Consider the following 13,093-nt stretch of genomic DNA (forward strand, 5'->3'; position numbering starts at 1 on the left):
CGGCGCCGCGGTTGCGGGGGCGGCGGCGGGGACCGGTGGCGCGGTCGTCGGCGGTGTCGACGGGGTGGGATTCGACGTGGGGGAGAGCCACGAGGGGGGCCACGGTGCCGACGAGGGCCGCTACGGCGGGGGAGTCGGGGGTGACCGGCTGGGGCTTGACGTCGATTTTCGCCTTGCGCATCAGGGCGGTGAGGTCGGCGCGCTGGTCGGGGAGGATCAGGGTGATGACGTCGCCGGCGCTGCCGGCGCGAGCGGTGCGGCCGGAGCGGTGCAGGTAGGCCTTGTGCTCGGCGGGCGGGTCGACGTGGACAACGAGTTCCACGCCGTCCACGTGGACGCCGCGGGCTGCCACGTCGGTGGCGACCAGGACCTTGGCCGAGCCTTCGGCGAAGAGGGCCAGGTTGCGGTCGCGAGCGGGCTGGGAGAGGTTGCCGTGCAGGTCCACGGCGGGGATGCCGGAGACGGTGAGCTGCTTGGCGAGTTTGCGCGCCTGATGTTTGGTGCGGGTGAACAGGATTCGGCGGCTGGTGCCGGAGGCGAGGCGGTGCACGACGGCGCGCTTCGCATCGGCGGTCTTGACCTCGAAGACGTGGTGGGTCATAGCGGCGACGGGGGAGTTGGCTTCGTCGACCGAATGCAGCACCGCTTCGGGCAGGAAGCGCTTCACGAGCTTGTTCACGCCGTTGTCCAGGGTCGCGGAGAACAGCAGCCGCTGGCCGTGTTCGGGGGTGGCGGCCAGGATGCGGGTGACGGCGGGCAGGAAGCCCAGGTCGGCCATGTGGTCGGCTTCGTCGATGACGGTCACTTCGACGGCGTCGAGGCTGATCAGGCCCTGCTTCATGAGGTCTTCGAGCCGGCCGGGGCAGGCCACGACGATATCCACGCCGCGCTTGAGCGCCTGCACCTGACGATGCTGCGAGACGCCGCCGAAGATGGTGGTGACGGTCATGCGGTAGGCCGAGACCAGCGGGTCCATCGCCGCCGCGATCTGGGTGGCCAGCTCGCGGGTGGGCGCCAGCACCAGCCCGACCGGGCGATTCGGCACGCGCTTACCGGCCAGGTCACCGGCCAGGCGATCGATCATGGGAATGGAGAAGGCGAGGGTCTTGCCGCTGCCGGTCTTGCCGCGGCCGAGCACATCGCGGCCCCGCAGCGAATCCGGCAGGGTGTCGGCCTGGATGGGGAAGGGGGCGGTGATGCCGGCGGCGGTGAGCGCACGCACGAGCGGTTCCTTCACACCGAGGGACGCGAAGGTGGCAGGGGTGGAATTCATATGTGTAGCAGTGCCTTTCGGGCATCGGGTGGTGCCCGAGCCGTGCTGCGGACGACAGGTCCGCGCCGGGGGCACGAATGGCGAGATTGCCGATGGGCAAAATCGATCGCCGTAAGGAAAGCTTGCCGCGCAGTTGGGGCTGCTTGCGAAGTGGTAGCGATCTACGACGCTTGATGTGACCGTGTCACATCCATGATCAAAAACTTTGGTCGTTCGAGAGTCTAGCCGACTCGCGGGTAGCAACGTCAATCGGGTGATCGAGATCGCGTCGCGGGCGGCCCGGCGCGGCGAGCGCGAGGGCCGAGCCGACGGCCGCGATCACCGCCAGCACCAGGGTGGCCTGCGAGTTTCCGTGCACGAAGGATTCTTTGGCGAAGTCGGCGAGCGGCCGCCCGGCGGGTCCGGCGCGATCGGCGACGGCGAGCGCGGCGGCGAGGGAGTCGGCGACGGGTTCGCGGACCGCTGCGGGCAGCCGGGGCAGGGCCGGGCGGATGCGATCGCGGTAACCGGCCGCTAGCAGGCTCCCGGCCAGCGCGATGCCGATGGCCGCGCCGATTTCCCGGGTGGCGTCGTTCACCGCGGCCGCGACACCGTGCTTCTCGACGGGCGTGCCGGCGACGATGGCCGCGGTGGCCGGAGTCGCGCACAACCCCAGGCCGATACCGCTGATCAGCATCGGCCACAGCACGCCGAGGTACCCGGTGTGGACGGTGATGCGGGTCATCATGAGCAATCCCGCTGCGAGAATCGCCATTCCGGTGCAGGTCATCACGCGCAGGCCGATGCGATCGGTGAGCCACGGCGCGACGATGGACAGCGAGACCACCGGCAGCATCATCGGAACGAGCGCCGCCGCCGACTTCAGCGGCGAATAGCTCAGAATCAATTGCAGATGCTGGACCAGCAGCAGGAACACGCCGAAGGTCACCAGGAATTGCAGTGTGAGCGAGACGATTCCACTGGAGAACCCGCGCCCCGCGAACAGCCGGATGGGCAGCAGGGGATGGCTCACCCGCAGTTCGGCCAGCACGAACAGGCCGAGCGCGACCAGCGCGCCGCCGAACAATCCGAGCGTGAGCGGGTCCAGCCAACCCCGATGCGGTGCTTCGGTGACGGCGGCGACGAACAGCCCGACCGCCAGCGCCGAGGCGCCCGCGCCCGCGAAATCGATACGCGGGCGGCTGGTGTCGCGGGATTCGGGAATCCACACCGCCGCCACCGCCAATACACCCGCGCCCACGGCCAATCCGACGAAGATGGCGGGCCATTCCCAGCGCTGCATGATCAGTCCGGAACCCAGCAGCCCCGCACCGCCGCCCGCACCCGCGACCCCGGCCCACAATCCGATCGCCCTGCCCCGCAACTCCTCCGGGAACCCGGCGGTCAGCATCGACAGGGTGGACGGCATGACCAGCGCCGCACCCGCTCCCGAGAGCGCGCGGGCCGTGATCAACCACGCGGGATCCCGCAGCAGCAGCGGCAGTACCGCCCCGGCACAGAACACCACCAGCCCGGCGATCAGCACCCCGCGCCGCCCGTACCGATCCCCGAGCGCCCCGCCCGGCAGCACCAGGCAGGCGAGCGCGAGCGTGTAACCGTCCACCACCCAGGTCAATTGCGCCTGCGTGGCGCCGGTCGTCACCGCGATCTGCGGCAACGCGGTGTACAGCGCCGCCATGGACGCGATCACGAGCGCGACCGCCGCGCAGGACACCGTCAGGGTCCAGCGCAGGGCGCGTGCGGAAGGCGGCGCGGGCCGGAGTTCGGTGTGCGGGGCCGTCATCGGACCTCCAGGAAACGCTACTGGCAGTAGCGCTACGCTACCGTCGGTAGCGTAACTCGAATGCCCTTGATCACGAAAGGGTTTGGATGCGGCATGATGCTCGGATGGACCAATCCGCGCGCGACGACCACCGGGGCGAGCCCATCGATCCGCGCCGGCAGCGTTCCCGCGACCGATTGCTGGACGCCGCAACGCAATTGCTGATCTCCGGCGGGGTGCAGGCGGTGACGGTGGAGGCGGTGACGAGCGTGTCCAAGGTTGCGCGCACCACGCTGTACCGGAACTTCGGCAATAGCGCGGGGTTGATCGGGGCGGCCTTCGAACGGTTGCTGCCGCAGATCCAAGCACCGGATCCGGATGATTCGGTGCGGCGGCAATTGATCGATCTGCTGCTGCGCCAGGCCGCGGTCATCGATCAGGTGCCGGTGCACGTGACCACGCTGGCGTGGCTGGGGCTCGGGTCGACCGGTGACCGGGACCCAGCCGCGCGATTCATTGCCCCGGATTCCCTGCGCGCCCGGGTGATCGAGCGTTACCGCGAGCCCTTCGATCGTGTGCTGGACAGTCCCGCTGCCCGAACCGAACTCGGCGATTTCGACCGCACACTGGGATTGGCCCAGCTGCTGGGCCCGATCGTCTTCCTGCGTCTGGTGGAATTGCGTCCCACCACCCAGGCCGATTGCGAACGTATCGTCGACGATTTCCTGGCCACGCATCGCGCACCCGAAGGCGGTATCGCATGAGTATTCGCATGGGCATCAGCACGCCGGTGGTGCTGGAGATCCCGGGCCGTACGCCGGAATGGGAGCGGACGGCCGGGATCGCGGAGATCGCGCGGATCGCCGAGACCGCCGACCGGCTGGGGTTCGATCATGTGACGTGCAGTGAGCATGTGGCGGTGGCGGAGCATTCCGCGTCGGCGATGCTGGGCGGGTCGCGGGGGACGCGGTATTGGGATCCGCTGGCGACGCTGTCGTATCTGGCGGCCCGGACCGCGCGAATTCGCTTGTGTCCCAGCGTGCTCGTGCTGGGCTATCACCATCCGCTGGCGATCGCCAAGCGGTACGGAACGCTGGATGTGATCAGCTCCGGCCGGGTGGTGCTCGGGGTGGGTGTCGGTACGGCGCGGGAGGAATTCGAGTTGCTCGGCGCATCGTTCACCGATCGCGGGCGGCGGGCCGACGAGTCGATCGCCGCGTTGCGGGTGGCGTTGGGGGAGCGTAAGCCGGAATTCTCGGGCAGGTATTACCGATTCGATGGTCTGGTGGTGGAGCCGCATGCGGTGCAGGAGCGCATGCCTATCTGGGTCGGTGGATCCAGCGATGCGGCGGTGCGCCGGGCTACCGCGCTGGGTGACGGATGGCTGCCCGCCGGTGTCACGCCGGAGCTGGTGCGGGAAAAGCTGTCCCGATACGAGCCCGCCGCAAAGGAATTCGAGGTGGTGGTGGGTACGGCGGAAGTGATCGATCCGATCGCCGCGCCCGACCGTGCCGAAGCGGTGATCGGCGCGCTGGCGGCGGCGGGCGCGACCATTGTGCAGCCGCGGGTGCGGCACGAATCGCTGAACCACTATCTCGAGCAGCTCGATGCGCTCACCCGGCTGAGTTGCTTCGAACCGCTCACTCCCGCAGCAGATCGATGACCTTGGTTTCGCTCAGCTCGCCGTGACCGGCGTCCACCAGCCGGGTGAAGATGCCGAGTACGGCATGGCCCAAGGCGATCGGAGCACCGACGCTGTCGGCCGATTCGACGCCGATGCGGGTGTCCTTCAGCCGCAGTGTGCCCGTGAACGGGATGTCCCGGTCGTGCGCTCCCTCGAGCATGGCTTCGGCCACGCGAATCACGGTGGGGCTGGCCGCGACACTGCGGGAAAGTGCCTCCACCACCGTCGGGAGATCGAGACCGGCGAGCTCGGCGGTGCGCAGCGACTCGGCGGTGGCGGCGATCTGAATGGACCCGAGCAGGTTCTGGACCAGCTTGTACGACGTGCCCGCACCGACCTCGCCGAAATGGACGATTCGATTGCACAGCGGTTCCAGCAGCGGTCGAGCCGCCTCGAGGTCGGCGGTATTGCCCCCGATGAACAACGCCAGCTCACCGGCCGCGGCGGCGCTGGGCAGGCCAGTCACCGGCGAATCGAGATACCGGAGCTGGTGTGCGGCAGCGTGTTTCGCCAGCTCCAGCACCCACGGGCGCGACAAGGTGGAACATTCGACGGCGAAGGTCCCGGGCGCGGCACCGGCCAGCGCCCCCTGGTCGCCGAGCCACATCGCGCGGGAAGCCCGGTCCTCGGCCACCATCGAAATGATCATGTCGGCGTCGCGGGCGGCCGCGCGCGGTGACTCCGCTGCTTGCGCACCTCGCGCCACCAGCGCTGCCGCTTTGCCGGGCGACCGATTGAACACCGTCACCTGATGCCCGGCGTCCAGCATTCGGCCCGCCATGCCCGCACCCATTCGGCCCACGCCGAGAAACCCGATCTTCGCCACGGCGGGAGCGTACCGGCCATCGGTGCACGCGAAACCCGAACCCGCTGATCAGGTCCGGGTCGGGCGCGAGGGTGCGACGCCGACCGTGAGCGAGATCCGTAATCCCTCGGCGGGTGTGCCGACCACGGTGGCGAGTTCGGTATTCCAGCCGTCGCGGAACACCTTGTCGGTTTCCAGCGACACGTGTGCGAGTTCGGCGAGACTGCGCGCGTATCCCGGATCGAAGGCATAGACCGCCTGGCATGCCGGCCGGGGCAGTGCGATCTGCGAGGTGAGACGCGCCGGCTCCCGCGCCATCGCGGACCCCAGTGAATCGAACACCTCGAAGTGGATGTGCGGCCACCGTCCCGCGTAGCAAGCCGGGAAGACCGAGGTGAACGTGATGCCCCCGTTCGCATCCGCCACCTGCACGCCCCGCAGATAGTTCTGATCGGCGACCCCGCCGTCGTACAGGGAGTACCTGCCGTCCCGATCGCAATGCCAGACGTACACGGCCATCCCCGCCCCGGTCGCACCGCCCCGTCCCAGATCTCGCAACCACAGTCGCAGCGTCATCGAAACACCCGGCGCCACACCCGCGTACGGTCCGAAACTGGACCGGATATCCGACCGCACCACCGCCGCGTCGAGCAGGACATCGGGTCCATTGCTGCCGTCGGCGGGATAGGGGCCGGGTCCTTCGGCGGGCACCGCCGCGACGCCGATGCCGCGCTGACTCGAATTCCGGGAAATGCTCATGGGTGCAGCGTGCGCCGTCGCGGCGGGATGCACGCGAGTACTCGACTACCCGAATGCCGCTAAGCGGTGACCGCGCACGGCCGGTAGAGATCGAACAGATTCGTGCCCCGCGTCTCCCACAGCCGAAACAGTGCGTCCGGTCCGCGCTGGGCCCACACCTGCTCGTATTCCGCGCGGGTGGCGGGCACGAAAGTGACGAAACGCAATGCGGGATCACCGTATTCGTCATGGAAGACATCGAACTCGGGCCCGGTCGCCAGATGCGTCCAGGCCAACAGGAATTCGATGCCCGTCCCAGGAATCAGCGGCTCGGCGTTCAGATACCCCTGCCCGTACTCGTAGCCCCGACCGTTCTCGATGACCCGCGCGGCCCCCACATGCACCAGATACGCCGCCTCATCCTCCTGCTCGGACAGCGCCGACACCACGCACTCCACCGGCAGCACCGCCTCCACCCGCTGAAACCGCACCCCCGTGGTCGCCGCCGACACCATCGAAATACTCCGATGCCGATGGAACCCGACGGCGAACCCCCGATTCCGCCGATCCACCAACGGCCCCTGCCCGTGGGTCACCGGGCCGAGGTGGCGTTCGACATGCGCTAGGAGCTGCTCGAAGCGGTCTGGGTCGGCATGCGGATATGACATCCATCGGGATGCTAGTGGATCCGATTCGACAGCCGCAGAACACGTCCGGTCAGTCGCGTGGCCGGATGATCGCGAACCGGCCGTCGAGACGGCATTCGAGGGTGAACGGTGAGAAGACTTCCAAGGACACCGGCGGCGTGTACCGGTGCAGATCGATCAACTGTGTGTCGTCATCGAGGTCGCCCAGCGCGGCCTGCTCGGCGGGCGACAATTCGGCGCGCAGGTCACGCCATGCCTGTGGTTCGAGGTCGGGATCGTGGAAGCTCCACGGGTGCACCACTGATTCCCAGCCGTCATCGGTTGACGACGCGGCAAGCACATCCGCAATGCGGTCCCACCAGCTCAGCAGTGAGGTCGCCAGATAGGCGTAGGCATCCTCGTAGTCCGTAGAGCACGCCAGGATCGGTCCCCACGCACCGGTTTCCCGATCGATATTCATGTAGTAGAAGTCGCCGTTGGCAGGATCATGCACCTGCAACGCGTTTGCCGCCTCACGGGATCAACCGGGCCATCACAAGCTCAGCCTCGCTGAACCCTCGGAACAAAGCAATGCGATCCGGCATCTCGACAGCCAGCGCTCGCAGCTTGGCTACGAGCTCGGTGACGGCGGCAGTCATCGATATCCCCCAACATGTTTCGGCGCTACACCCGCACGAGCCCGGATCGGTTCGTTCGTCGGAGTCGCTGACATCCATCTGACCATGGAGCGAAGCTGATCGTCGGACAGGGGCCATCGCGGGAACGTCCGGCCCTGTTAGGTATGTCCGCATAGGATTCGGGCCATGAGTTTTTCGGGGTTTTTCCCGCACCCTGAGCAGCCGTGGGGGCGTTCGCCGCGGCGTACCGGGCCGTCGCTGTGGTGGGTGGTTCCTGGTGTTGCGGCGATTGTGGCGGGAATCGTCGGGGCGGCGGTTTTCGGGTTGAGCGTTGTGTTTCAGATGCCGGAGAAGGTTGGGCAGTTTCAGCGTATTCAGGCGCCGGGGGCGGGTAATGTGAATTTGGTTGCGGATCATGACTATACGATTTATTTCGAGTATGGAGGGGCCTCTGAGGAAGGGCCCGGCAAGGATGTGGCTGTCACGCTTACCGATCCGGCTGGCCGGGTTGTTCGGTTGAGTACCTTCAGCACTACGACTACCTATTGGATCAACGATTTCGAAGGTCGGGCCGGGTACAGCTTTCATACCGATCGAGGCGGGATCTACCGGCTGGCCGCCCAGGACAATTCCGGCGTCACTGTCGCGGTCGGTGAGGGGGTGGGCTCGGGTGCGTGGAAGACCGTGGGGATCGCGATCGCGATTGCGGTGACCGGATGCCTCGCCGGTGCGGTCATCATCGTCACCGTCGTTATCCGTCGCGCGCGTAATCGTGCGTCGTTCGGCTCCGCATGGGGCTCGTGAGCGCGGATATGACACAGCTATCGGGATGCCGGTGGATGTCGCAGCACCAGCGGTAGATAGACCTCGTCGACGATTTCCACCAGTACTTCGTCGGGGGCGGACGGGATCCCACGCACCACGAACTCATTGCGTAGCAGGACGATTGCGACTGTGGCGACTCGCGGGCGCAGGGATTCCGGTGCTGCCTCGCCGCGCGCCACGGCGCGGCCGAGGATTGTCAGCCACGGTGCGGCGGCGGCGTCACCGGACTGATCTTGTAATTGGGCGAGGAATTCGGCCGCGCCGCCCGCCGCGGCCAGCAGTTCCCGCAGGATGGCGCCGAGCGGTGAACTCCAATGCCGGTTGGCCTGCCGCAGCAATTCGAGTGCGTCACCGCGCAGGCTGCCGGTGTCCGGGGCCGGGACGGTGGTGGTGAGCCGGCGGTAGGCCGCGATGCCGAGCGCGAGCCGATTGGGCCAGCGGCGGTACAGGGCGTTCTTGTTGGTGCCCGCCCGCGTGGCGACCTTGTCCATGGTCAGGCCCGCGTATCCGGAGGCGGTCAGTTCGGCGGCGGCCGCCTCGAGGATCGCCTCCTCCAGCGCCGCGCCGCGCCGCCGGGTCGGCGCGCCGGACGTGTGGTCCGCAGGGTCTGCTGGCACGGCTACTCCTCGGATCGGTACCGGACGTACCTTCGCATTGTTGTTGCGATCACAGGGTGAATGCAATTAGGGTACTTGACGTACCTTAATAGAAGGAAGTGACCCATGCGTTCGAAGGGCATCAGCTACGACACCGGTTTCGTGCGGGCCGGCGGCACCTCCCGCGAGCGATTCGACCCCGGCGAGGTGGCGCGCGAACTGCGGATCATTCGCGACGACCTGCACTGCACCGCGGTTCGTGTCATGGGCGGTGATGCCGGGCGAATCGAATGCGCGGCGCGGCTGGCGGCGGATCTCGGCCTGGAAGTCTGGGTTTCGCCCTATCCGCTGGAGCAGGACGCCGACGCCATGCTCGCCTTGCTGATCGACTGCGCCGAGCGCGCGGAACGGATCCGGGTGAGCGGTGCGGACGTGGTTTTCGTGACCGGAGCCGAATTGAGCCTGATGGCACCGGGTTTCCTGCCCGGGGACTCGGTCGGCGAACGGGTGCGGGGTCTGCTCGGTGGTGACGACAGGGCCGAACGGATCGCCGATCTGGGCACTCGTATCAACGAGTTCCTCACCGAAGCGGTGACCCAGGTGCGTAAGCGCTTCGGCGGCAAGGTGACCTATGCCAGCGTTCCCCTCGAGTGCGTGGACTGGACCTTGTTCGACATCATGTCGGTCGACCTCTACCGCTCCGCCGAAATCGCCGGCCAATTCGCAGCGGGCGTGAAAGCCCTCGTGGCGCAAGGCATGCCGGTAGCCGTCACCGAATTCGGCTGCGCCACTTTCCAGGGTGCGACCGATCGCGGCGCACACGGCCTCGACATCGTCGAATACGATGAGCGCGGGCCGGTCCGCCTGGACGGGCAATACCTACGCGACGAACCCGCCCAAGCCGCCTGCCTGCGCGAACTCCTGACCGCGTTCGACGAAGGCGGCATCGACACCACCTTCGTCTTCACCTTCGCCCTCTACGACCACGTGCACCGCGCCGACCCGCTGACCGATCTGGACCTCGCCAGCTACGGCATCGTCCGCACCTTCGACGACCGGCACGGAACCACCTATCCGGACCTGCCGTGGGAACCCAAACAAGCCTTCACCGCCGTAGCCGACTTCTATCGCTCCCATTGAGATCGGCTATCCGCCGCGCGCGCAATCGTGCGTCGTTCGTTTCCTTATGGGGTCTGTGAGACTCTGGTCGGGTGTTGGAGCAACCGTCCAGAAGTGTGGCCGTGGGAGTCGAAACCGTTGTGCGGACCGCGCGGGTGTGTCCTGGCGAAACGGTCAGTGGAACAGTTCTTTTGCGTGCTGGGGAGTCTGGCGGGGACGTCACCGGGCTCACGCTCGAAATCGTGACGTACTGGGGGACCGGCTCGGGTGATGGCCGTCGGGACTGCGTGATTCACCGTAGTGAATTGCTGCGCGAATATCACTTGGAAGCCGGGGAAATTCGCACCGTCGAATTCGAATTGCCGCTGTCCTTCGAGACGCCACTCACCATCGTCGCGGACCGGTCGCTGCCGGGCATGGAAGTCGAGATCGTCACCAGCGTCGGTATCGACGAGGGCCGCTACGTTGCCGCCACCACCCCGATATCCGTGCTGCCGTTGCCGGCGCAAGCCGAGATACATTCCGCGCTGACCAGTCTCGGCTTCCGGCCGCATGCCGCGGTGCTCGAGGACGGCTGGCTTCGCGGTCTGGAACGTGAACTGCTCGTGTATCAGTCGGTCGACTTCGAGGCCGTGCCGGAATGCTCGGGGATCAATCGGGTGCGCGTCTCATTGCTGGCCGGTGAGGACGGTGTCGAGGCGATCATGGAGTCGGATCCGCCGTCCAAGGCGGTCTACGGCTCGCTGTACCTGGATCATTCGGAGGTCGGTGAGGACGACCTGATCGATGCTATGCGCGAACAGCTCGCCAAGTTCGGTGAGGGAGCGTGACTCCGGGGCAGGGCTCGGCGGCATAACATGGCCGAATGGGGAGAAACAGTGAGTGGGAGATAGCAGATCGCGCGATAGTGGAGCGGCGGGCGAACTCGTTCGGGGCGCAGGCCGCTGTCTATGACGAGCATCGACCGGATTATCCGATTGCGGCGGTCCGTTGGGCGTTGGAACCCGTCGCGGAGCGCGGTGGAGTCTCCGTGCTCGATATTGGTGCGGGCACTGGCAAATTGACCGGTGTGCTGCTCGCGGCCGGGGCGGGGGTGACGGCGGTGGAGCCTGATGTGGAGATGCGGGGTGCGCTGGAACAGCGCTACCCCGGGGTGCCGACGTTGGCTGGGACCGCGGAATCTATTCCGCTGCCCGATGATTCGGTGGACGCGGTGCTGGCGGGGCAGGCGTTTCATTGGTTCGATCTGGGGCGGGCCATTCCGGAGATGGTGCGGGTGCTGCGGCCCGGTGGGGTGGTGGCGGCGCTCTGGAACGGGCATGACGATTCGGTCGAATGGGTTGCCGAGCTGGATCGCCTGTCGCGCAGTTCGGTTTCGACGCAGCGATGGAACAGCGACGGGTTGCCGGAGCATCCGCTGCTTTTTCCGTTCGAGCGGAAGGAATTCCCGCACTCGCAGGTGCGGACCGCCGAAAGCCTCACCGCCACAATCGGAACCCATTCGCATACGGTGGTGATTCCGGAAAAGGAACGAGCGGACCTGCTGGACCGGATTCTGGATTTCTTGAAATCGCGACCGGAGACGGGCGGCGGGGAGTTCGAATTGCCCATGCGTACCAGGGTGATTCGCGCCGTGGTGCGGTGACCGCGATGAGAACTGGGCGGTTGCACTGATAACTGACAGGCGACACGCGCATCGTGCGGTGACAGGCATTCGGGGGCCGGTGGTGTGATGGTGGGGGCATGACGGGTTACATCACTGAGGCGCAGACGGTTCTGCTGACCAGGGAAGCGGCCGACGCGGTCTCCGATGCGGTGAACGCGCGGGCCGAGAGCGAGGCCGGGGTGTCCTTGCCGCCGCTGGTGTGGGTGTGGAATCGCGGGGTGTTCGCGCTGCCGGACGCGGAGGGGACCGAGGTGGAATTCCGGGGGCGGGTGGAACCGGGTCGGTATCCGGCAGGAGTGCACGAGCAGCTGCTGGCGTGGGCGGCGGGATTGCGGCTGACCGAGATCACCACGCGGGTGGAGCGAGAGCACGGGCGGCGCACCTATTCGGGGTGGCTGGCGGGCTCGCGGATCCGGATCAGCGGACGCACCGATGAATTCCGGACCGACACGGCGTCGGTATAGATATGACGACTCATACCCTCGAACTGCCCGATGCCGACATCGTGTTCGACGTGCACGGGCCGCTGCCGACCGCCGACGGGCGGGCGCCGCTGCTGATGATCGGGCAGCCGATGTGCGCGGACGGATTCGCGGATCTGGCCGCGCAGTTCCCGGATCGCACCGTGGTCACCTACGACCCGCGCGGGCTCGGCCGCAGCAAACGCAAGGACGGGCGCGTGGAGAACACGCCCCAGCAGCAGGCCGAGGATCTGCACGCGCTCATCGCCGAACTCGGGGCGGGGCCGGTCGAGGTGTTCGGCAGCAGTGGCGGCGCGGTCACCGGGCTCGCCCTGGTCACCGCGCACCCCGGCGACGTGCGCACGCTGGTCGCCCACGAGCCGCCGGTCATTCCGGTGCTGCCGGATGCCGCCGCGTCCGAACGCGCCCGGGCCGGAGTGCGAGAAGTGTACGAGGCCAAGGGATCCGGCGCGGGCATGGCCGCGTTCATCGCCATGACTTCCTGGCAGGGTGAGTACACCGACGAGTACTTCGCCCAGCCCGCCCCCGATCCGGCCATGTTCGGCATGTCCACCGAGGACGACGGCACGCGTGACGATCCGCTGCTGTCGGACCACTCCTGGGCCGTCAGCGGATATCAGCCCGACGTCGCCGCCCTGACCGCCGCGCCGACCCGGGTCGTGATCGCGGTGGGTGAGGAATCCGCGGGCACGTTCACCGCGCGCACCTCCACGGCCACCGCGGCGCTGCTCGGTCAGGAAGCGACCGTATTCCCCAGCCATCACGGCGGATTCGTGGGCGGCGACCACCCGTACGCCGGTCAGCCGGAAGCTTTCGGGCGCAAGCTGCGCGAAGTCCTCGACGCTCAGGACTGAACGGATCGCGCGGGGGAATCGCAGC

Annotated in this window: 15 protein-coding genes; 8 read left to right on the forward strand and 7 right to left on the reverse strand. The window is 67.4% G+C overall.

What is annotated here, in order from left to right:
• Both NY1_RS40775 and NY1_RS40780 read right to left on the reverse strand, forming a co-directional pair.
• A partial coding sequence (locus tag NY1_RS40775) for a DEAD/DEAH box helicase (protein ID WP_157762830.1) occupies positions 1-1,273 on the reverse strand: 1,273 nt, incomplete at its 3' end.
• A gap of 196 nt (positions 1,274-1,469) precedes the next feature.
• Entirely contained in the window at positions 1,470-3,056 is a 1,587-nt protein-coding gene (locus NY1_RS40780; RefSeq protein WP_067723299.1) for an MFS transporter, read from the reverse strand.
• Positions 3,057-3,160: 104 nt separating this feature from the next.
• Between NY1_RS40780 and NY1_RS40785 the strand changes: the two genes are divergently transcribed.
• Complete coding sequence (locus NY1_RS40785; protein ID WP_084536312.1) at positions 3,161-3,799, forward strand: TetR/AcrR family transcriptional regulator; 639 nt, start codon at positions 3,161-3,163, stop codon at positions 3,797-3,799.
• Positions 3,796-4,698 carry a TIGR03619 family F420-dependent LLM class oxidoreductase gene (locus NY1_RS40790; protein ID WP_067723303.1) on the forward strand — a complete coding sequence of 301 codons (903 nt, stop codon included), beginning with the start codon at positions 3,796-3,798 and terminating at the stop codon, positions 4,696-4,698. Before NY1_RS40785 ends, NY1_RS40790 begins: the two co-directional genes overlap by 4 nt.
• Here the strand turns inward: NY1_RS40790 and NY1_RS40795 are convergent.
• Genes NY1_RS40795 through NY1_RS40810 form a run of 4 tightly spaced genes read right to left on the reverse strand, consistent with a single transcriptional unit; the run spans position 4,676 to position 7,402 of the window.
• A complete protein-coding gene (locus tag NY1_RS40795; protein ID WP_084536313.1) occupies positions 4,676-5,545 on the reverse strand; it encodes an NAD(P)-dependent oxidoreductase in 870 nt (289 codons plus the stop codon). The two genes, NY1_RS40790 and NY1_RS40795, sit on opposite strands and share 23 nt — an antisense overlap.
• A gap of 48 nt (positions 5,546-5,593) precedes the next feature.
• Positions 5,594-6,283, reverse strand: coding sequence for a dioxygenase family protein (locus NY1_RS40800; protein WP_067723307.1), 690 nt, complete (start codon positions 6,281-6,283; stop codon positions 5,594-5,596).
• Between the two features lie 59 nt (positions 6,284-6,342).
• On the reverse strand, positions 6,343-6,930 hold the full coding sequence (locus tag NY1_RS40805) for a suppressor of fused domain protein (protein WP_067723309.1): 588 nt from the start codon (positions 6,928-6,930) through the stop codon (positions 6,343-6,345).
• Positions 6,931-6,979: 49 nt separating this feature from the next.
• On the reverse strand, positions 6,980-7,402 hold the full coding sequence (locus NY1_RS40810; protein ID WP_157762831.1) for a hypothetical protein: 423 nt from the start codon (positions 7,400-7,402) through the stop codon (positions 6,980-6,982).
• A 310-nt stretch (positions 7,403-7,712) separates the two neighbouring features.
• Between NY1_RS40810 and NY1_RS40815 the strand changes: the two genes are divergently transcribed.
• Positions 7,713-8,330, forward strand: a complete 618-nt coding sequence (locus NY1_RS40815; protein WP_157762832.1) for a hypothetical protein — start codon at positions 7,713-7,715, stop codon at positions 8,328-8,330.
• Between the two features lie 17 nt (positions 8,331-8,347).
• Here the strand turns inward: NY1_RS40815 and NY1_RS40820 are convergent, their stop codons facing one another.
• Positions 8,348-8,968 carry a TetR/AcrR family transcriptional regulator gene (locus tag NY1_RS40820; RefSeq protein ID WP_067723315.1) on the reverse strand — a complete coding sequence of 207 codons (621 nt, stop codon included), beginning with the start codon at positions 8,966-8,968 and terminating at the stop codon, positions 8,348-8,350.
• 105 nt (positions 8,969-9,073) lie between these two features.
• Here NY1_RS40820 and NY1_RS40825 point away from each other — a divergent pair, with 105 nt between their 5' ends.
• The 5 genes from NY1_RS40825 to NY1_RS40845 all read left to right on the forward strand — a co-directional run bounded on the left by NY1_RS40825 (position 9,074) and on the right by NY1_RS40845 (position 13,068).
• Entirely contained in the window at positions 9,074-10,087 is a 1,014-nt protein-coding gene (locus NY1_RS40825) for a glycoside hydrolase family 113 protein (RefSeq protein ID WP_067723318.1), read from the forward strand.
• A gap of 101 nt (positions 10,088-10,188) precedes the next feature.
• The gene (locus tag NY1_RS40830) at positions 10,189-10,896 is read left to right on the forward strand and encodes a sporulation protein (protein ID WP_169815487.1); all 708 of its coding nucleotides are present in this window, start codon (positions 10,189-10,191) and stop codon (positions 10,894-10,896) included.
• A gap of 35 nt (positions 10,897-10,931) precedes the next feature.
• Positions 10,932-11,711, forward strand: a complete 780-nt coding sequence (locus tag NY1_RS40835) for a class I SAM-dependent methyltransferase (protein WP_067723322.1) — start codon at positions 10,932-10,934, stop codon at positions 11,709-11,711.
• A 98-nt stretch (positions 11,712-11,809) separates the two neighbouring features.
• Positions 11,810-12,196, forward strand: coding sequence for a hypothetical protein (locus tag NY1_RS40840; protein ID WP_067723324.1), 387 nt, complete (start codon positions 11,810-11,812; stop codon positions 12,194-12,196).
• Positions 12,197-12,198: 2 nt separating this feature from the next.
• Complete coding sequence (locus NY1_RS40845) at positions 12,199-13,068, forward strand: alpha/beta fold hydrolase (protein WP_067723326.1); 870 nt, start codon at positions 12,199-12,201, stop codon at positions 13,066-13,068.
• Positions 13,069-13,093 lie beyond the last annotated feature (25 nt).

This window comes from Nocardia yamanashiensis NBRC 100130 (assembly GCF_001613325.1).
Classification (GTDB): domain Bacteria; phylum Actinomycetota; class Actinomycetes; order Mycobacteriales; family Mycobacteriaceae; genus Nocardia; species Nocardia yamanashiensis.